The following is an 18,063-nucleotide window of genomic DNA, read 5'->3' on the forward strand; positions in this document are numbered from 1 at the left end:
GTTCCGCCGGCGGGTCAATTGATATGTAACGGCCATCGCTTGACGCCTCGACGTCCAGGCCGCGCCGACCTCCATCCGCGCGGCTTTTTCACATCCGCACGCAATACGCCGCCCCGCCCGCCGAAAGCGGTAAAATGACGGCCTTGAACCCAAGCTCCGCCCCCTGGCGCGGCCTTGACTGCACATAGCACCACACACAGCCCGGCAGGCACGCACTTCCCTGCCGCCGGACCAACGACAAAGAACACATGACCACCGTCCCAAAAGAAATCAACGCCGCTGCGGCAAAGAAAAATTCGGCTGAAAAGCTTACTCCGATGATGCAGCAATATCTAGGCATCAAGGAAAACCACCCGACGATGCTGGTCTTCTATCGCATGGGCGATTTCTACGAGCTGTTTTTCGAGGACGCGGAGAAAGCGTCGCGCCTGCTGGGCATTACCCTGACGGCGCGCGGCGTAGCCAGTGGCAACCCGATCAAGATGTGCGGCGTGCCGTTTCATTCGCTCGACGGCTATCTGGCCAAGCTGGTCAAGCTGGGCGAGTCGGTGGCCATTTGCGAACAGATCGGCGACCCGGCCACCAGCAAGGGTCCGGTCGAGCGCAAGGTCATGCGCGTCGTCACGCCCGGCACCCTGACGGATGCGGACTTGTTGCCGGAGAAGGCTGAGCGCCCGCTGCTGGCCATGTGCAGCATCACGCAGCGCAAGACGGTGACCACGGGCCTGGCGTGGCTGTCGCTGGCCAGCGGCGCCTTGAAACTGATGGAGTTTTCCGGCGACAGCAGCACCGTTGCCGTACGCCTGCAGCAGGAGCTCGAGCGCATCGTGCCGGCTGAAATTCTCAGCGGCGACAATGGCAACCTGTTCGACGATTACGCAGGCACGCACATCAACCGCGTGCCGGACTGGCATTTCGATGTGGTCGGCGGCCACAAGGCCCTGCTGGATCAATTGGGCGTGGCGACCCTGACGGGCTTTGGCGCCGACGACCTAGGCGCCGCGTTCGGCGCGGCCGGCGCGCTGCTGCGCTATGCGCAATCGACGCAGGGTCGCGGCTTGCAGCATGTGCGCTCCCTGACGACAGAAACGGAAAGCGAATTCATCGGCCTGGACGCGGCCACACGGCGCAACCTGGAGTTGACGGAAACCATCCGTGGCCAGGAATCGCCCACTTTATTTTCCCTGCTGGACCATTGCCGCACGGCCATGGGTTCGCGCATGCTGCGCCACTGGCTGCACCATGCGCGGCGCGACCAGAACGTGGCGCGCGCGCGCCATGAAGCCATCGCCGCGCTGGCGCAAAGCGAAGCGGCCAGTCCGCTCGCCGCCACCCTGGCGCAAGTACCCGATATCGAACGCATCACCACGCGCATCGCGCTGCTGTCGGCGCGTCCGCGCGACCTGGCCGCCCTGCGTGACGGCTTGCTGCAACTGCCGGCCCTGCGCGGCGACGTGGTCCGTTGTTATGGTCCTGGCCAGGGCGGCGAAACCGGCTTGCTGGCCGCCATCCACGCGGCGCTGGCCACACCAACGGCCTGCCTGGACTTGCTGGTGCGCGCCGTGGCGCAGGAACCGGCCGCCATGGTGCGCGACGGCGGCGTGTTTGCCACCGGCTTCGATGAGGAACTGGACGAATTGCGCGCGCTGTCGGAAAACGCGGGCCAGTTCCTGCTCGACCTGGAAACGCGCGAACGCGCGCGCACGGGCATCGCCAATTTGCGCGTGGAATACAACAAGGTGCACGGCTTCTATATTGAAGTCACGCACGGCCAGACGGACAAGGTGCCGGACGACTACCGCCGCCGCCAGACCCTGAAAAACGCCGAGCGCTACATCACGCCGGAATTGAAGGTGTTCGAAGACAAGGCCCTGTCGGCGCAAGACAAGGCGCTGGTGCGCGAAAAGATGCTGTACGACCTGCTGCTGGCCGACCTGGCGCCGCACATTGGGACTTTGCAGACCATTTCGCAGGGCCTGGCCCAGCTCGACACCCTGAACGCGCTGACGGAACATGCGCAGCAGCACAACTGGGCCGCGCCGCAACTGGTCGACGAACCGTGCATCAACATCGTCGAAGGCCGCCACCCCGTGGTGGAAAAGCAGATCGAGCGCTTCATCGCCAACGACTGCCGCTTCGTCAACGAGCGCCGTTTGCTGTTGATCACCGGTCCGAACATGGGCGGTAAATCGACTTTCATGCGCCAGGTGGCACTCATTACGCTGCTGGCCTACGTGGGCAGCTACGTGCCGGCCGCGTCCGCCACCATCGGCCCCATCGACCGCATCTTCACGCGCATCGGCGCCACCGACGACCTGGCGGGCGGACGCTCGACCTTCATGGTGGAAATGACGGAATCGGCGGCGATTTTGAACGGCGCCACCGAACACTCGCTGGTGCTGATGGATGAAGTGGGCCGCGGCACTTCGACCTTCGACGGCCTGGCTCTGGCCTGGGCTATCGCGCGCCATCTGATCGATACCAGCCGCAGCTTTACGCTGTTCGCCACACATTACTTTGAACTGACGCAACTGCCGGACAGCCACCCGAGCGCCGCCAACGTGCATCTGTCCGCCGTCGAGCACAAGGACAGCATCGTCTTCCTGCACGCCGTGCAGGCAGGTCCCGCCTCGCAAAGCTATGGCTTGCAGGTGGCGCAACTGGCTGGCGTGCCGCAGCCCGTGATCAAGGCTGCGCGCAAGCATCTGGCGCGCCTGGAAGCGCAGGCGCTCGACGCCACGCCGCAACGCGACCTGTTCGCCGCGCCGGCAACCGATCCATATGCGCAAGAGGAAGAAGAGGAAGCGGCGCCGCTGGCCGCGCTGAATGCGGCGCAGCAAGCCTTGCTCGACGCCATCGCCGACCTCGATCCCGATGCGCTGACGCCACGCGATGCGCTGGAGCAGTTGTACCAGTTGAAACGGCTGGCCGCCGCATGACCTGCCGGCGCGGCACGATCCACCTGCTGGCCGCCGGCTTGCTGGCTGCCAGCCTGCCGTGGCAAGCGGCGTTGGCCGCCCAAAGCGACCAGGCCGGCTTCGAGTTTGCCGTGCTGGGCCATTCCTTCAATGCGGGGCCGGACGATGGTCCCCTGAAAAAAGCCATCGCCGACACCAGCGCCTTCAATGCCTCGTTCGTCGTGGCCACCGGCATCAAGGCGGCCAGCGAATCGTGCAGCGACAAGCTGTATGGCCAGCGCAAGGATTTGCTGGACGCCAGCGGACCGCCTCTGATCGTCTCGTTGTCGGCCAGCGACTGGGCCAACTGCCGCAACTCGCGCGGCAGGGTCAACGCCATCGAACGCCTGAACCGCCTGCGTGACGTGTATTTTGCCGACGACCAGAGCCTGGGCCAGCGCAAGCTGACCCTGTCACGGCTGTCATCGACGGCGAAGTTCCGCAGCTATGCGGAAAACGCCCACTGGGAATATGGCGGCGTGCTGTTTGCCACCGTCAACCTGCCCGCGAATAACAACCATTTCCTACCGGAAGCGGGACGCAACAGCGAATTCGAAGACCGCCTGGTGGCCAACCGTTCCTGGCTGCAGCGCCTGTTCGCCATGGCGCAGCGCAAGCAGCTCGACGGCATCGTGTTGTTTTCCGATGGCGACGTGGGCGCGCTCGATGAAGACGACAATTCGCTGCTGCCCAGCTTCAGTTCGAAACAGGACGGCTTTGCCGGACCGCGCAAGCAGATCCGCACCCTGGCGAAAAAATTCAGCGGCAAGGTGTTACTGGTTGATACGCAGCGCGATGGCGACGCCGATGGCAAGGAAGGAAAGAGTAAAAAGACAGCGGCCAAAACAGGCGGGCCGAAAATCAGCTGGAAAGGCAACCTGGGCCACGTCAGCATCGACAACGACTGGTCCGCCATCGCCGTACGGCCCGGCAAGACGCCATTCTTTGAGGTGCGTCAACGCGCCGTCAGGCCATCGGCGCAAGCCAGGGCCAGGGCGTCGACCGTGCGCCGATAAAATAAAGGCCGGCACGCAGCCAGCCTTCATCTATCCGACAACAGACGTCACGACCAACAAACGTCACGACGCCTGACAAAACCGTAGCGAGCGGCAGTGATTTGTGGCCGAGAAGCGCAACCGTACTCGGTACGGGGGCGCCGAGCCGGTGAGCATCGCCGGGCGCAAAGCGCGCCGCGCAGTAGGTTTGGTCAGGTGTTAGTGGATAGGATGCGTGCGGAAGTGGTCGCCTTCGTCGCCTTCATCTTCATCATCGCCATGGTCATGGCCGTGTGCGCCATGCACGTGGCCGTGGGCGATTTCTTCTTCGGTGGCTTCGCGCACGTCAGCGACGGTCAGCGAGAAGCGCAGCGCGATGCCGGCCAGTGGATGGTTACCATCCAGCACGACCTTGTCGTCGGCGATGTCGGTGACCGTGAAGATCATCGCTTCTTCGTCCGGCGAATCGCTTTCAGGCATGCCTTCGAACTGCATGCCCACTTCCAGCGGCTCAGGCAGGCGATTGCGTGGCTCGACCTTCACCAGGGCTGGATCGTATTCACCGAAAGCATCATCCGGTTCGATCTGGATCGTGTTGGAATAGCCAACTTCCTTGCCGTCGAGCTCTTCTTCGATCTTTGGCAGGGTGTTTTCATAATCACCGTGCAGGTAGACCATCGGCTGGCGGCCGTCTTCGATCAGATTGTCTTGCGCGTCTGACAGTTTGTAGTTGACAGTCACGACCGTATTTTTGGCAATCTTCATTATGCTTCCTTTCATTGTATAAGCTGGCAAATTATACCTTCACGCCGCCAACGGCAGGCGCATTCCTGCATTTCCGGTTGTTATAATGGGCGCATGAAAACATTAACTCTCCTCGGCGATATCACGCCGGCGCAATTCCTGCGCGACTACTGGCATAAAAAGCCCCTGTTGATCCGTCAAGCCGTGCCTGGCTTCAAGGCGCTGTTCGATTTCAAGGCCCTGGCCGAACTGGCTACCCTCGACCATGTCGAATCGCGCCTGGTCAGCCATGCGGATGGCCACTGGAACATGCAGCAAGGTCCACTGACCAGCCTGCCCTCGCTGAAACAGAAGGAATGGACCCTGCTGGTGCAGGGCGCCAACCTGCACAGCGCCAAGGCCGACGCCCTGCTGCGCCAGTTCCGTTTCCTGCCGGACGCGCGCCTGGACGACCTAATGGTCAGCTTTGCCACCGATGGCGGCGGCGTGGGCCCGCATTTCGATTCCTATGACGTGTTCCTGCTGCAAGGCCAGGGCAAGCGCCACTGGCGCATCGGCGCGCAGAAAGACCTGAGCCTGATCGACGGCTTGCCGCTGAAAATCCTCAGCAACTTCACGCCCGACGAAGAATTCACGCTGGAACCGGGCGACATGCTGTATTTGCCGCCCCACTACGCGCACGACGGCGTGGCCATCGGCGACTGCCAGACGTATTCGATCGGCTTCCGCTCGCCGACGTTCCAGGAACTGGGCGAAGCTTTCCTGCAATTCATGGCCGACTCGATCGACTTGCCGGGTATCTATAGCGATCCGGACCTGAAAGCATCGGGCAAGCCGGCGGAAATCCCCCGTGAAATGCTCAGCACCATCGCGGAAGAAATGAACAAGGTGCGCTTCACGGAAGAAGACGTGACCATTTTCCTCGGTGAACACCTGTCGGAACCCAAGCACAATGTGTTTTTCACGCCGCTGTCCAAGCCGCTGACGGTGGGCCGCTTCGCGGATGCCGCACAGAAAAAGGGGGTCGTGTTGTCGCGCAAGACGCTGATGCTGTATCGTGGCAAGAATGTCTTCATCAATGGCGAATCGTTTGCCATTGGCAAGGCCGATAAAACGGCCCTGGAAACCCTGGCCAACGAACGTGCCCTCGATGGCGCCGCCGTGGCCCAGGCTTCCGATGACGTGATGGATGCCTTATATACCTGGTATCAGGATGGCTGGATCGAACTGGCTTGAATGGGTGCGGCGTAGCAAAGTGGTATTACAGTAGGTAAAATAACAGCATCTGCGTTAGCGCAATAAAACATATTATTTTTATATCGTTTTGTCGCGCTTTCGCAAATCGCTTACACTTGCTTGCAATTTGCTTCGGCAAATATTGCGATATCACAAAATAGTTGCGAATTTGCCTCTTGCTCCTATTGCGACGCACCAAAAATCGCTATAATATTCGGTTAGGAAGTTTCCGTTGTCTGGCAGGCACCACCTGGTACGAAAAGCCTTCGAAGACGACCTAACGAGCGATAATTACCGGTAATTATTCATCGCAACAATATTGATTTATTTTTTGAAATAATTAAGGAAAACAAATGAAAAAATCCCTGCTGATCGCCTCCCTGATGGTTGTTGCTCTGGCTGCTTGCAGCAAAAAAGAAGAAGCTCCTGCACCAGCACCAGTAGTTGAAACCCCAGCACCAGCACCAGCAGTTGAAGCTGCTCCAGCTGCTGCTGCTGACGCTGCTGCTTCGGCCGCTACCGACGCTGCTGCTGCTGCTTCGGCTGCCGCTTCGGCCGCTACCGACGCTGCTTCGGCTGCTTCGGCTGCTGCATCGGCTGCTAAGTAATTTAGCACCCTGCACTAGGAAAAGCCGACCCTCGGGTCGGCTTTTTTGCGTCCGGCGTTTTGTCCGCAGGATATGACGCCGGACGCAGGCAATAAAAAAGGCTGACCCGGTTTGCACCGGGCCAGCCTTTTTAATGCGCGGCAGGTTTTCAAACCTGCCGCTGTCACACCACTTATTTCAACTGCTCGTTCAGCAGGCCCAGGATCTTCTCGGCCACTGGCGAGACGTCCGGCTGGCCTTCGTTGCTGAGGATGCTGACCAGGCTGGTCGAGCCATTGCCGGCCTTGACGAGGACGCGATAGCGCTGCGCTTCCTTGTCCTTGTCCGAGGACGAGCCCCAGCTGAACAGTTTCGAGAAGAAACCATCTTTCTTGACCGCGTCCGGATCGACGTAACGCACGAAATACGTGCCTTGCGTGCGGTCGCGGTCTTCCACGGTGAAGCCAACGCGGTCCAGCGCCAGGCCGACACGGCGCCAGGCGCGGTCGAAACCTTCATCGACTTCGATGGCGCGCGCCGGCGTGGCGGCGTCGCCCACCAGCTTGGCGTGCAGCGGCTGCACGATGGCGCCGTCGACGGCTGTCTTCGCTTGCGCTTCGTCGCTGGCCGCGCCCAGGCGCGTCATCAGCTTGGCCAGGAATTGCGCTTCCAGGCCCGGATCGTTGGGACGCGCGGTCCAGGTGGTGGTTTCCTTGTCGCGGCCCGTGACGACCTCTTCCACGCCGCGGTGGCTGATGTAGATCTCGGTCGAGCCATCGGCCAGACGTTCCACGCGGGTGCGGAACTTGTCTTTTTCACCGGTCGAGTACATCGAATCGAAAGCCTTGCCGATGGTGTTGCGGATAAAGTCTTGCGGCAGCTTGGCGCGGTTTTCGTTCCACTCGGTTTCCATGATGCCAGCCGTAGGCTGGTCGATGGCCACGGTAAAGCCGGAATCTTCCCAGAATTGCTTGAGCTGCGGCCACAGCACTTCAGGCGACTGCTTGACGACCAGCCAGCGCTGGTTGCCCGCGCGCTCGACCTTCACGCCGCCGGCCGTGACGGGCACGACACCAACCACGCCGTCGGCACCCATGATGACGGGCGTGCCGGCCGTGGCGTTGCGCTGGGCGTTGTAGCCGGAAGCCGTAGCCACGCCGTTTTTCGCATCCGGCAAGGAATAACGGTTGTCCTGCTGCAATTGCGTCAGGTCAGGCGGCACGTCCAGGGTGCTGGCTTTCTTGACCGATTTGTAATCGACCTTGTCGCCGCCGACTACCGAACTGATCATGCCACAGCCCGCGAGGCTGGCTGCGACGGCGCCGATGACGATGCCGCGGACGGCGATGGTGGCAGGCGCCGATGGGGTTTTCTTGCAATTAGTCATGTCGTAACTGGATAAGAAGCTAAGTAGCAGCTGGAATCAGGGAAGGTCCGGACTGGTCAAGCCCGGGCTTGAAGTTCGGCTTAAGACAGAATGCCAGCGTCGCGCAAGGCATCGCGCACGGTGGCATGGCAATTTTCAGCCAGCGGCACCAGCGGCAAGCGTATGCCGGCTGGCATCATGCCCATTTCGGCCAGCGCCCATTTGACGGGCACCGGGTTGGGCTCGACAAACAATTTCTGGTGCAGGGGGAAAACTTTGTTATTGATGGCGATCGCCGTGGCGCGCTCGCCCGCCATCGCTGCGACGCACAGTTCGTGCATGGCGCGCGGCGCGACGTTGGCCGTCACGGAAATGTTGCCGTGGCCGCCGCAGAACATCAGCGCCATGGCCGTCGGATCATCGCCCGAGTACACGGCGAAGTCGGCTGGCACGAGGCGCAGCAGGTCGATGCCGCGGCCGATATTGCCGGTCGCATCTTTCACGCCGACGATATTCGGGATGGCGGACAGGCGCACGATGGTTTCGTTGCTCATGTCGGCAACGGTGCGGCCCGGCACGTTGTACAGGATGACGGGGATGTCGACGGCTTCGGCGATGGCCTTGAAGTGCTGGTACATGCCTTCCTGGGTAGGACGGTTGTAGTACGGCACCACTTGCAAGACAGCATCGGCGCCCGCTTCTTTCGCATAGCGCGTCAGTTTGATGGCCTCGGCCGTGGAGTTGCCACCGGCGCCGGCGATGATAGGAATGCGTCCCTTGGCATGTTCGACGGTCAACTTGATCAGTTCGCAGTGTTCTTCCACGCTGACTGTTGCCGATTCGCCCGTCGTGCCAACGATGACGATGCTGTCCGTACCCTCGGCGATATGCCAGTCGATCAGCTTGCGCAGACCTGGAAAGTCCAGACTGCCGTCAGCGTGCATCGGGGTGACGATTGCTACAATGCTGCCCTTGATCATAGTAAGTTTATAGCGCCGATAAATAAAACAACGATTGTAGCGGATAGCCCGCGCCTGTGGTGCATTCTGACATAGTATGGCCGCTCAAAACGTCGGCAGCAGCGCTGCCAACCGTGGAAAATCCGGCCGGACGGCGCAAATTCGTTGCACCAGAGCAGCTTTTGGCTGTTCCACGCGCCCATCCTCATACGCTACCACACGCAAGCCCTGCTGCACCGCCCAGGTCAGCATTTCGCCGTCCTTCAGCAGGAACTTCGGATTCGACGGCTTGCCGAACTGCTCATTACCCTCGGCAAACGTTTCATACAGCAGCACGCCATCGGGCGCCAGGCTGGCAATCATGGCCTCCAGCAGCGGCCGGTGCAGATAATTGGTGACGACGATGCCGGCAAAGCGACCGGGTGCGAAGGGCCAGACGGCGCCTGGCGCTTCCAGGTCCACCAGCGAGGTGGTGATGCCCGTGCCGGCCGCCTTTTCCAGCATTTCCGGATCATGGTCGAGCGCGATCACGGGGTGGCCCAGGCTCACCAGGTGACGCGCATGGCGGCCGGCGCCGCAGGCCAGGTCCAGCACTTCGCCGCCCGGGATCAGGGGCGCCCAGCGGCGCAACCAGCCGGAAATCGCTTCAGTTTCTATTGTTGGTTCAATTACTTGCATCGGTACTTCCATCAATTATTTGCGTACTTCCAGTTGCGGGCATCAAGTCAACAGGGCCGTCAGGGGCGTGACCAGGGTGACAAAAATGCCGATGACAAATTCGATCGCCGCCAGCAAGGCACGGTTCAATACGCCCGTGTACATCAGCAGCACCAGGGCGCCGAACACATACAGGCTGTAGCGCTCGATGCTGGCGTAAGGACGCGCCAGCTGCATCGGCAGCAAGCCCGTCATGATGCGTCCGCCATCGAGCGGCGGCACGGGAATCAGGTTAAAGACAAACATGGCCGCATTCACGCTGACGCCGGCGCCCGCCATCTTGCGGAAAAACATGCCCATTTCCGTCGGCGGCATAACGCTGAGCACGACAAAGGCGATCATCCAGCCGAAGCCCATGACGAAATTGGCGCCAGGCCCGGCAAACGCCACCCAGGCCATCTGCTTCTTCGGATTGCGCAGGCGGCTGAAATCGACGGGCACCGGCTTGGCATAGCCGAACGGCACCTGGATCGTGAAATACAGCATCAGGGGCAGCAGGATCGTGCCGAAAGGATCGATATGCCGGATGGGATTGAGGCTCAGCCTGCCCTCATTCGAGGCCGTGGGGTCGCCGAAATAGCGGGCAGCGTAGCCGTGCGCCGCCTCATGCAGGGAAATGGCAAACAGCACCGGCACCAGGTACACCGCAACGGTCTGGACTATCGTATTGAAATCGCTCATGACCGCGATTCTACCAGAGGCGTCCCAGGCACTTTCTTATGTTGCCATTAAAGATAGGTAAATCCGGTGCCCTGCGCCAGCCACTACAAACCCAGCACGGCCGGGTCGCCGCGTCCCACGCGCACCACTTCCGGCTCCGGCCCCGTCAGGTCGATCACGGTGCTGGGGCCATGTGCGCAGACGCCGCCATCGATGATCAGGTCGACCAGTTTTTCCAGGCGTTCGCGGATGGTGTCGGCATCCGTCAGGCTATCCTCGTCGCCGGGCAAGGTCAATGTCGCGCCCAGCAGCGGCTGGCCCAGTTCTTCCAGCAGGCATTGCACGATGCGGTGCTGCGGCACGCGCAGGCCGATGGTCTTGCGCGAAGGATGACTGAGGCGGCGCGGCACTTCCTTGGTCGCTTCCAGGATGAAGGTGTAGGCGCCCGGCGTGGCAGCCTTGAGCAGGCGGAACTGGCGGTTGTCGACGCGGGCATACACGCCCAGCTCGCTCAAGTCGCGGCATAGCAAGGTGAGATGGTGCTTTTCATCGATGCCACGGATGCGGCGCAGGCGCTCGACGGCGCCCTTGTCGTCGAGCTGGCACACCAGCGCGTAGCAGGAATCCGTGGGCAAGGCCACGACGCCGCCGGACTGGATGATCTGCGCTGCCTGCTTGATCAGGCGCAATTGCGGATTGTCAGGGTGAATCTGGAAAAATTGACTCATGTGTAAGCGTTCTGGCGAACCAGCTTGTTAAGTTAGCATTATTGTACGCCGCGCAGCGCGGCGATGCGTTGTTCGATCGGCGGATGGGTGGCGAACAGCGCGCCCCAGCCGCCATTGCCGCCGCTGATGCCCAGCGCCTGCATCGATTGCGGCAGTTCACCCGGCGGCACGCCGCCCAGGCGGGCCAGCGCATGCATCATCGGCGTGGGGCTGCCCAGCAGCTTGGCCGAACCGGCATCGGCGCGGAATTCGCGCTGGCGCGAGAACCAGGCGACGATGATGGAAGCGAGCAGACCAAAGATCACTTCGCACACCATCACGGTGACGAAATAGCCGATGCCGCGCCCGCCGCCTTCGCGGTTGTTATTTTTCAGCAGCACATTGTCGACAAAGAAACCCACGACGCGGGCCATGAAGACGACAAAGGTATTCACCACGCCCTGGATCAAGGTCAAGGTCACCATGTCGCCATTGGCGACGTGGGCGATCTCGTGGCCCAGCACGGCTTCGACTTCATCGCGGTTCATGCTTTGCAGCAAGCCGGTCGAGACGGCCACCAGCGCCGAATTTTTGAAGGCGCCCGTGGCGAACGCATTCGCGTCGCCCTCATAGACGGCCACTTCCGGCATGCCGATGCCGGCCCGCTCGGACAGCGCACGCACGGTATTGACCAGCCACAATTCCGTCGACGACGTCGGGTTGTCGATCACGCGCGCGCCCGTGCTCCACTTGGCCATCGGTTTGCTGATCAATAGGGAAAAGATCGATCCCGTGAAGCCCACCACCAGCGAAAACACGAGCAGGCTACCCAGGTTCAAGGTACTGCCACGCGCCGGATTGCCTACGCCCAGCAAACTGAGCACGAGCGACAGCACCAGCATCACGGCCAGATTGGTTGCAATAAAAAGGACGATACGTTTCATGGGCGTTGGCTCCGGAAAAACAGAATAGCTAAAAGATAAGTATGCAGCCGCGACTTTTCAAGCCCGCGCGGCAGGCGCATGCAAGCCGCGCCCTAGAACCAGTCGTGCCAGATAGGCGTTACATTCGCTGGTAAAGGCGGCAACTTGGCAAAATCCACGCGCGATTCGCCCGGCGCATGGAAATCCGTGCCGCGCGAAGCGAGGAAGCCGTAGGCGTTGGCCAGTTGCGCGTATTCCGGATACTGGTCCGGACTGTGGCTGCCCGTGACGACTTCGATGGCCAAGCCGCCGAGTTGCTTGAATTCATCGAACAGCACGCCTTGCGCCATGTCGCTGAAGCGGTAGCGGCCCGGATGGGCGATGACGGCCACACCGCCCGCGCCGCGTATCCAGCCGACCGCTTCGGCCAGCGTGGCCCAGCGGTGCTCGACGTAGCCGGGCTTGCCTTCCGACAGGTATTTCTTGAACACGTCAGGGATGTTCGCGCATTTGCCCATTTCCACGATGTAGCGGGCAAAGTGCGTGCGCGACATCAGGTCCGGGTTGCCGACGAATTTCAAGGCCCCTTCATAGGCGTCGGGGATGCCGGCCAGGTCGAGCTGGCGGGCGATTTCGCGGCCACGCGCATCGCGCCCCGAACGCGTCTGGTGCAAGCCCTGTACCAGACCCGGATTGTTTTCATCGACTTGCAAGCCGACGATGTGCACGGTCTGGCCGGCCCAGGTAATGGAAATTTCCACGCCGGCCACGAAGCGCATGCCCAGGTCCAGCGCAGCCGTGCGCGCGGCGGCAACACCGGACACTTCATCGTGGTCCGTCAGCGCCCATACATCGACGCCGGCGCGGCAAGCATGCGCGGCCACGGCGGCGGGAGACAGCACGCCGTCGGAGATATTCGAATGACAATGCAGGTCGACTTTAAGCATGTGAAAACAATACCCTGCACGGGCTCAGCATGGAAGAAGTTTTCATTGTACGCTGCTTGCCCGATAAGGAAGTCGCGTTAGCGCATTACTGCGCCAGGAAGGTTTCCACCAGGCGCGCCAGCTCCGCCGGTTGATCATGATGCAGCATGTGGCCCGCATCCGCCATCATCTCGCAGCGCACATCCTTGATGCAGGCCAAACGCCGGTCGATTTCAATGCGCGCCTCTTCCTTTGGCCCCATCCATTGCCACATATTTGTATCGTCGGCTTCCACCCACAGCACGGGCGCCGTGATGCTGCGCCAGCACGCCATCACTTCTTCCACCTGGTACAGGATGGGATTGACCCGCTTGTGCTGCGGGTCGCCCATGATGTCCCACTCGCCCGCCTCGTTCTGCGCCGACCAGTGCTCGGCCAGGAAAGCCGCGCGCTCGTCCGGCAGGCGCGGGTTGGTCTTTTGCAGGCGCTCGGCCACGGCCTTTTGCGTGGGATAGCTGCGCATGGCGGGCGGCTCGCGCAATTCGTCCAGCCACTTGGCGTAGCGGCCCGGCGCCTGCTCCGGTTTTGTTGCCATCATGCCGAAGCCTTCCAGGTTGATGAAGCGGCTGATGCGCTCGGGCCGCACGCCCGCGTACAGGCCGGCCACGTTGGCGCCCATGCTGTGGCCCAGCAGGTTGACGGGCGCGTCCGGCGAGTAATGCAGCAGCATGGCGTCCAGGTCCGCCAGGTAGTCGGGGAACCAGTAAGTGTCCGATTGCGTATAGTCGCTGAGGCCGAAGCCGCGCCAGTCGGGGGCGATCACGTGCCAGTCGCCGGCAAGCTCGTCGACGACGAACTGGAATGAGGCGGCCACGTCCATCCAGCCGTGCACCATGAACAGGATGGGCGCACCTTCGCGGCCCCAGTGGCGCACATGCGTGCGGGCGCCGCGGATGTTGATGAATTCGGAACGGGAAAGTTTCATGGGTTTCATCGGATGCCTGCCTTGAAAGTGGCGCAGATGGCGCCACATGCTGTGTCTGTAGATAGGGTGCGCATAAAAGTACGACCGTTCGATAATTATACCGGATTAACGCCCGACGTTCGGACTTGCCCTGCAACAGCGTAAAATAGCGCAAAACTTCCGCGTCCGGCCGTGCCCGGCGCTTCCACGACCGCCACAGGCTAACGATGACACTCTACCAATTGGGCGCCGATGCGCCACAGATTGATGCTTCCGCTTTTGTTGCCGACACGGCCAATGTGATCGGCAAGGTGACCCTGGAAGCGAATACGTCCGTATGGTTCGGCGCCACGATTCGCGGCGACAACGAACGCATCACCGTGGGCGCCAACAGCAATGTGCAGGAAGGCGCCGTGCTGCATACGGATCCGGGCTATCCGCTGGACATCGGATCGAACGTCACCATTGGTCACCAGGCAATGTTGCATGGCTGCACCATCGGCGATGGCGCCCTGATCGGCATCCAGGCCGTGATCCTGAATGGCGCGAAGATCGGCAAGAACTGCCTCGTCGGCGCGGGTGCGCTGGTCACGGAAGGCAAGGAATTTCCCGATAATATGCTGATCATCGGCTCACCGGCGAAAGCCGTGCGGGTCCTGACGGCAGACGATATCACCAGGCTACAAAGCAACGCCGTGAACTATGTGCAACGCGGCCAGCTATTTAATACGCAACTCAAGAAGATTGGATAAGAGAATGACGACTGAAACCACGGGCGCGGTCAGCGCAGCCGTTAGCGGCCAGGATACCCTGCAAAAATTTATTTTCGACAACGCCGCCGTGCGCGGCCAGTTCATCGACGTGTCCGGCACCTGGCAAGAAGTGGTGTCGCGCCAAGCCTACCCGACGGCCGTGAAAAAAGTACTGGGCGAAATGGTGGCCGCCGCCGCCCTGCTGTCGGCCAACCTGAAATTCAACGGCTCCATCATCATGCAAATCCATGGTGACGGTCCCGTGCGCCTGATGGTGGTCGAGTGCGACTCCGACCTGCGCCTGCGCGCCACGGCCAAGCTGGACCCGGACGCCACCATCCCCGACGTCGCCACTGTGCCGCAATTGCTCAACGCCACGGGCAAGGGCCGCTTCATCATCACCCTGGATCCGGCCGACAAGGTGCCAGGCCAGCAACCATACCAGGGCATCGTGCCGCTGGATGGCGACGACATGGCGACCGTGATCGAAAACTACATGTTGCGCTCGGAACAGCTCGACACGCGTCTGTGGCTGGCCACGGACGACACCGTCTCGCGCGGTCTGCTGCTGCAAAAGCTGCCCCACCATGGCGGCAAGGCCGAAGCGACGCCCGTGTCGGAAGAAGCGGCACTGGACACGTGGAACCGCGCCGTGATGCTGGCGTCGACCCTGAAAGAGGCGGAAATCCTGTCGACGGACATCGAGACCCTGATGCAGCGTTTGTTCTGGGAAGAAACGATCCGCGTCTTCGACCCGCTGCACCCAAGCTTCCATTGCAGTTGCACCCGTGAAAAAGTCGGTAATATGCTCAAGATGCTGGGCGAGGAAGAAGTCAACAGCACCCTCGACGAAGTGGGCCAGGTGGGCGTGAACTGCGATTTCTGCGGCCAGCACTATGAATTCGACAAGGTCGATTGCGCGCAGCTGTTCATCACGGATGCGCCAGCGGAAGTTTTGATTCCACCCGCAGCCAGCATCAACTAAGCATTACAGTTTCGTAATGAATCTGCCGCGCCGCCCTTGAGGCGGCGCAATTGTTTCCACTGTCATCGTTCCGTCATCAGTTCGTCATCAGCCCGTCACGCGCCGCCGTTACGCTGCGCAGCTTGTATTACTCCCCACTTTCCACAGGCTGATGATGACCACCCACTTGACGCTGGCCCTGCGCCGCCATTCCTTCCACGTGTTGCTGGGCGCTTGCGCCGCAGGCTTGAGTTTGCCTGCCCTGGCGCAAACGGCCGTCGCCGCCGCCGTGGCCTCGGCCACTACCGACATGGCCGCAGCGGCCGCCCCGGCTGCCGACGACAATACTCCGATGGCCACCGTGGAGATTTCCTCGCGCAAGACGCGCTCTTCCGTCGCCCTGAGCAAGAATGAAATCCAGAAAATCCTGCCCGGCACGAATCCCCTGAAAGCCCTGCAAACCCTGCCAGGCGTCAGCTTCCAGACGGCCGACCCGTGGGGCAACAACGAGCAAAACCTGTCGCTGTTCGTGCATGGCTTTTCCGGCCAACAACTCGGTTACACCATGGATGGCGTGCCGCTGGGCGACCAGCAGTACGGCAACTACAACGGCCTGTCGCCGCAGCGCGCCGTGATCAGTGAAAACGTGCGCAGCGTCGTGCTGTCGTCGGGCGCGGGCGACCTGGCCACGGCCTCGACCAGCAACCTGGGCGGCACCATCGAAACCTATTCCAGCGACCCGCTGGCCACGCAGGGCGCCAGCGTGCAGCAGACCGTGGGCAGCCACCGCACCTCGCGCACGTTTGCCCGCTACGACACGGGCGCCTTCGGCGACGGCAGCAGCGCCTACTTTTCCATCCTGCACCACGAAGCGCGCGCCTGGGATTTCGATGCGCGCCAGGGCGGCGACCAGTTCAACGCCAAATACGTCAACCGCAGCGAGGCAGGCAAGCTGACCCTGTTCTTCAATTACTCGGACAAGATCGAACCGAACGAAGACAGCACCGTGCACGTGGCCGGCGAAACGAGCGCGCCGTACACGCGCCCCTTCCTGTATCCGGACTTCAAGGCTGCCCTCAATTATTTGTCGCCAACGGGCGCCACGCCTGCCGCGGACGGCAACAATTACCGCAATTACTACAGCGATGCGCAGCGCACCGATTACCTGGCGTATGCCAAGTTCGACGCCAACCTGGCCGAAGGCATGACCTGGTCGAACCAGGTGTATTACCACAAGGATGACGGCGCGGGCGTGGTGGCCGGCCCCATCGGCGTGGCCGGCTTGCCGGGCCTGTTCAGCGTGTACTACCCGAAACAGAATTTGAAGCAAGTGTTCGGCAACTCGGGCTACGCCGTGCGCACGACGGAATATGACATCAAGCGCGGTGGCTTCCTTTCCACCCTGCGCAAGGAAATCGGCGAACACCAGCTGGAAGCGGGCCTGTGGCTGGAACAGAACCGCTCGTCCGCCTACCGCCGCTGGTATGCGCTGGACGTCAACAACCCGACCTCGCCCTACGACCGCCCCAGCAATCCTTTGATCACGCAATACGGCAGCGAGATCGACAACAAGGTGGTGCAGCTGCACTTGCAGGATGAATGGCGCATCCGCCCCGATATCGCCCTGCAGGCCGGTTTCAAGTCCAGCCTGCAATTCGCCGATGGCCAGTTCCCCGTGCAGCCGGCCAAAGGCGCCATTTCCGGCGGTTCGACGGCCTTGCCGGTCGGCACCATCAACACGAAAAAATGGTTCTTGCCGCAAGTGGGCGCGCGCTGGGATGTCACGCCGCAAGACCAGCTGTATTTCAACATTCAGAAAAACATGCGCCAGTTCGTCACCTATGGCGGTGGCGGCGCCTCGCCATGGAGCTTGTCGAGCCAGGCCGCGTTCGACCTGTTCAAGCGTGATGCCAAGCCGGAAACGGCCCTCACCTATGAAGTGGGCGTGCGCGGCAGCCACGCCTTGAACCTGGGCGCCATCACGGCCATCGATGGCCAGGTCAACGTCTACCACGTCGATTTCAGCAACCGTTTGCTGCAGATCAGCCCAACCCCTGTGATTTCCTCCATCATAGGCGGCAACCCCGTGCTGGCCAACGTGGGCAGCGTGCGCACGGACGGCATCGATATCGCGGGCACCGTCCACTTCGGCAACAATTTCTCGTTCTACAATGCCCTGTCGTACAACCGCTCGCAGTACGCGGACAATTACAACAATGGCGCCGCGCTGGTGCTGACGGCCGGCAAGAACGTGCCCGGCTCGCCGGAATGGCTGAACAAGTTTGTTGCTTCCGCGACGTTCGGCGATATCGAAGTACAACTGACGGGAGACTATGTGGGCAAACGCTACGCGACATACACCAACGATTTATCGGTCCCCAGTTACTTCCTGATGGGCCTGGGCGTGTCGGGCAAGCTGCCTGCCATGGCCAGCTGGCTGAAAAACCCGCGCTGGCGTGTCAACGTCAGCAACCTGGCCAACCGCGAAGGCTCGCTGAACGTGGTGGTCGGCGCGGCCGACAAGACCTACAACACCTTCCCGATCGCCCCGCGCCAGGGCTTCCTCACCTTGACGGCGGATTTCTGATGCGCACGCCGCATATCGC

General features: G+C 61.5%; 16 protein-coding genes. 7 read left to right on the plus strand and 9 right to left on the minus strand.

Annotated features, from left to right (window positions below):
• Nucleotides 1-248: 248 nt before the first annotated feature.
• Together mutS and KO539_RS03845 are read left to right on the plus strand one after the other, a co-directional pair.
• Entirely contained in the window at nt 249-2,939 is a 2,691-nt protein-coding gene (gene mutS, locus KO539_RS03840) for a DNA mismatch repair protein MutS (protein WP_219307399.1), read from the plus strand.
• Complete coding sequence (locus KO539_RS03845; protein WP_219307400.1) at nt 2,936-3,973, plus strand: hypothetical protein; 1,038 nt, start codon at nt 2,936-2,938, stop codon at nt 3,971-3,973. The genes mutS and KO539_RS03845 overlap by 4 nt, the downstream gene beginning before the upstream one ends.
• Before the next feature lie 198 nt (nt 3,974-4,171).
• Here the strand turns inward: KO539_RS03845 and KO539_RS03850 are convergent, their stop codons facing one another.
• Nucleotides 4,172-4,717: a peptidylprolyl isomerase gene (locus KO539_RS03850; RefSeq protein WP_035821149.1), complete on the minus strand. Its 546-nt coding sequence runs from the start codon at nt 4,715-4,717 to the stop codon at nt 4,172-4,174.
• 93 nt (nt 4,718-4,810) lie between these two features.
• Between KO539_RS03850 and KO539_RS03855 the strand changes: the two genes are divergently transcribed.
• On the plus strand, nt 4,811-5,932 hold the full coding sequence (locus tag KO539_RS03855; RefSeq protein WP_035821152.1) for a cupin domain-containing protein: 1,122 nt from the start codon (nt 4,811-4,813) through the stop codon (nt 5,930-5,932).
• Between the two features lie 353 nt (nt 5,933-6,285).
• Nucleotides 6,286-6,540 carry a hypothetical protein gene (locus tag KO539_RS03860; protein ID WP_034783358.1) on the plus strand — a complete coding sequence of 85 codons (255 nt, stop codon included), beginning with the start codon at nt 6,286-6,288 and terminating at the stop codon, nt 6,538-6,540.
• 172 nt (nt 6,541-6,712) lie between these two features.
• Here KO539_RS03860 and bamC read toward each other — a convergent pair whose 3' ends face one another.
• The 8 genes from bamC to KO539_RS03900 form a co-directional block, all read right to left on the minus strand.
• Nucleotides 6,713-7,906 (minus strand): outer membrane protein assembly factor BamC, encoded by a 1,194-nt coding sequence (bamC, locus tag KO539_RS03865; RefSeq protein ID WP_219307401.1) that lies wholly within the window; start codon nt 7,904-7,906, stop codon nt 6,713-6,715.
• An 80-nt stretch (nt 7,907-7,986) separates the two neighbouring features.
• Nucleotides 7,987-8,865, minus strand: coding sequence for a 4-hydroxy-tetrahydrodipicolinate synthase (gene dapA / locus KO539_RS03870; RefSeq protein ID WP_116745242.1), 879 nt, complete (start codon nt 8,863-8,865; stop codon nt 7,987-7,989).
• Nucleotides 8,866-8,949: 84 nt separating this feature from the next.
• Nucleotides 8,950-9,522, minus strand: a complete 573-nt coding sequence (locus tag KO539_RS03875; protein WP_219307402.1) for a bifunctional 2-polyprenyl-6-hydroxyphenol methylase/3-demethylubiquinol 3-O-methyltransferase UbiG — start codon at nt 9,520-9,522, stop codon at nt 8,950-8,952.
• Nucleotides 9,523-9,564: 42 nt separating this feature from the next.
• The gene (locus KO539_RS03880) at nt 9,565-10,242 is read right to left on the minus strand and encodes a site-2 protease family protein (RefSeq protein ID WP_035821162.1); all 678 of its coding nucleotides are present in this window, start codon (nt 10,240-10,242) and stop codon (nt 9,565-9,567) included.
• Nucleotides 10,243-10,325: 83 nt separating this feature from the next.
• Nucleotides 10,326-10,949: an L-threonylcarbamoyladenylate synthase gene (locus KO539_RS03885; RefSeq protein WP_219307403.1), complete on the minus strand. Its 624-nt coding sequence runs from the start codon at nt 10,947-10,949 to the stop codon at nt 10,326-10,328.
• Between the two features lie 38 nt (nt 10,950-10,987).
• Nucleotides 10,988-11,872, minus strand: coding sequence for a protease HtpX (htpX, locus tag KO539_RS03890; protein ID WP_070303511.1), 885 nt, complete (start codon nt 11,870-11,872; stop codon nt 10,988-10,990).
• 92 nt (nt 11,873-11,964) lie between these two features.
• Nucleotides 11,965-12,798 carry a 3',5'-nucleoside bisphosphate phosphatase gene (locus KO539_RS03895; protein ID WP_219307404.1) on the minus strand — a complete coding sequence of 278 codons (834 nt, stop codon included), beginning with the start codon at nt 12,796-12,798 and terminating at the stop codon, nt 11,965-11,967.
• An 85-nt stretch (nt 12,799-12,883) separates the two neighbouring features.
• Nucleotides 12,884-13,762, minus strand: a complete 879-nt coding sequence (locus tag KO539_RS03900) for an alpha/beta fold hydrolase (RefSeq protein WP_219307405.1) — start codon at nt 13,760-13,762, stop codon at nt 12,884-12,886.
• 206 nt (nt 13,763-13,968) lie between these two features.
• Between KO539_RS03900 and KO539_RS03905 the strand changes: the two genes are divergently transcribed.
• The 3 genes from KO539_RS03905 to KO539_RS03915 all read left to right on the plus strand — a co-directional run bounded on the left by KO539_RS03905 (nt 13,969) and on the right by KO539_RS03915 (nt 18,044).
• On the plus strand, nt 13,969-14,493 hold the full coding sequence (locus tag KO539_RS03905) for a gamma carbonic anhydrase family protein (protein ID WP_219307406.1): 525 nt from the start codon (nt 13,969-13,971) through the stop codon (nt 14,491-14,493).
• Between the two features lie 4 nt (nt 14,494-14,497).
• On the plus strand, nt 14,498-15,478 hold the full coding sequence (hslO, locus tag KO539_RS03910) for an Hsp33 family molecular chaperone HslO (protein ID WP_219307407.1): 981 nt from the start codon (nt 14,498-14,500) through the stop codon (nt 15,476-15,478).
• 151 nt (nt 15,479-15,629) lie between these two features.
• Complete coding sequence (locus KO539_RS03915) at nt 15,630-18,044, plus strand: TonB-dependent receptor (RefSeq protein WP_257626097.1); 2,415 nt, start codon at nt 15,630-15,632, stop codon at nt 18,042-18,044.
• Nucleotides 18,045-18,063: the final 19 nt, after the last annotated feature.

The sequence above is a fragment of the Janthinobacterium sp. NKUCC06_STL genome (assembly GCF_019345455.1).
In the GTDB taxonomy this organism is placed as follows: domain Bacteria; phylum Pseudomonadota; class Gammaproteobacteria; order Burkholderiales; family Burkholderiaceae_D; genus Janthinobacterium; species Janthinobacterium rivuli.

What these genes read in the sequence shown, in the direction of transcription:
- mutS (WP_219307399.1), top strand. Translation starts at nt 249, where the DNA reads ATGACCACCGTCCCAAAAGAAATCAACGCCGCTGCGGCAAAGAAAAAT.
- KO539_RS03845 (WP_219307400.1), top strand. Translation starts at nt 2,936, where the DNA reads ATGACCTGCCGGCGCGGCACGATCCACCTGCTGGCCGCCGGCTTGCTG.
- KO539_RS03850 (WP_035821149.1), bottom strand. Translation starts at nt 4,717, where the DNA reads ATGAAGATTGCCAAAAATACGGTCGTGACTGTCAACTACAAACTGTCA.
- KO539_RS03855 (WP_035821152.1), top strand. Translation starts at nt 4,811, where the DNA reads ATGAAAACATTAACTCTCCTCGGCGATATCACGCCGGCGCAATTCCTG.
- KO539_RS03860 (WP_034783358.1), top strand. Translation starts at nt 6,286, where the DNA reads ATGAAAAAATCCCTGCTGATCGCCTCCCTGATGGTTGTTGCTCTGGCT.
- bamC (WP_219307401.1), bottom strand. Translation starts at nt 7,906, where the DNA reads ATGACTAATTGCAAGAAAACCCCATCGGCGCCTGCCACCATCGCCGTC.
- dapA (WP_116745242.1), bottom strand. Translation starts at nt 8,865, where the DNA reads ATGATCAAGGGCAGCATTGTAGCAATCGTCACCCCGATGCACGCTGAC.
- KO539_RS03875 (WP_219307402.1), bottom strand. Translation starts at nt 9,522, where the DNA reads ATGCAAGTAATTGAACCAACAATAGAAACTGAAGCGATTTCCGGCTGG.
- KO539_RS03880 (WP_035821162.1), bottom strand. Translation starts at nt 10,242, where the DNA reads ATGAGCGATTTCAATACGATAGTCCAGACCGTTGCGGTGTACCTGGTG.
- KO539_RS03885 (WP_219307403.1), bottom strand. Translation starts at nt 10,949, where the DNA reads ATGAGTCAATTTTTCCAGATTCACCCTGACAATCCGCAATTGCGCCTG.
- htpX (WP_070303511.1), bottom strand. Translation starts at nt 11,872, where the DNA reads ATGAAACGTATCGTCCTTTTTATTGCAACCAATCTGGCCGTGATGCTG.
- KO539_RS03895 (WP_219307404.1), bottom strand. Translation starts at nt 12,798, where the DNA reads ATGCTTAAAGTCGACCTGCATTGTCATTCGAATATCTCCGACGGCGTG.
- KO539_RS03900 (WP_219307405.1), bottom strand. Translation starts at nt 13,762, where the DNA reads ATGAAACTTTCCCGTTCCGAATTCATCAACATCCGCGGCGCCCGCACG.
- KO539_RS03905 (WP_219307406.1), top strand. Translation starts at nt 13,969, where the DNA reads ATGACACTCTACCAATTGGGCGCCGATGCGCCACAGATTGATGCTTCC.
- hslO (WP_219307407.1), top strand. Translation starts at nt 14,498, where the DNA reads ATGACGACTGAAACCACGGGCGCGGTCAGCGCAGCCGTTAGCGGCCAG.
- KO539_RS03915 (WP_257626097.1), top strand. Translation starts at nt 15,630, where the DNA reads ATGATGACCACCCACTTGACGCTGGCCCTGCGCCGCCATTCCTTCCAC.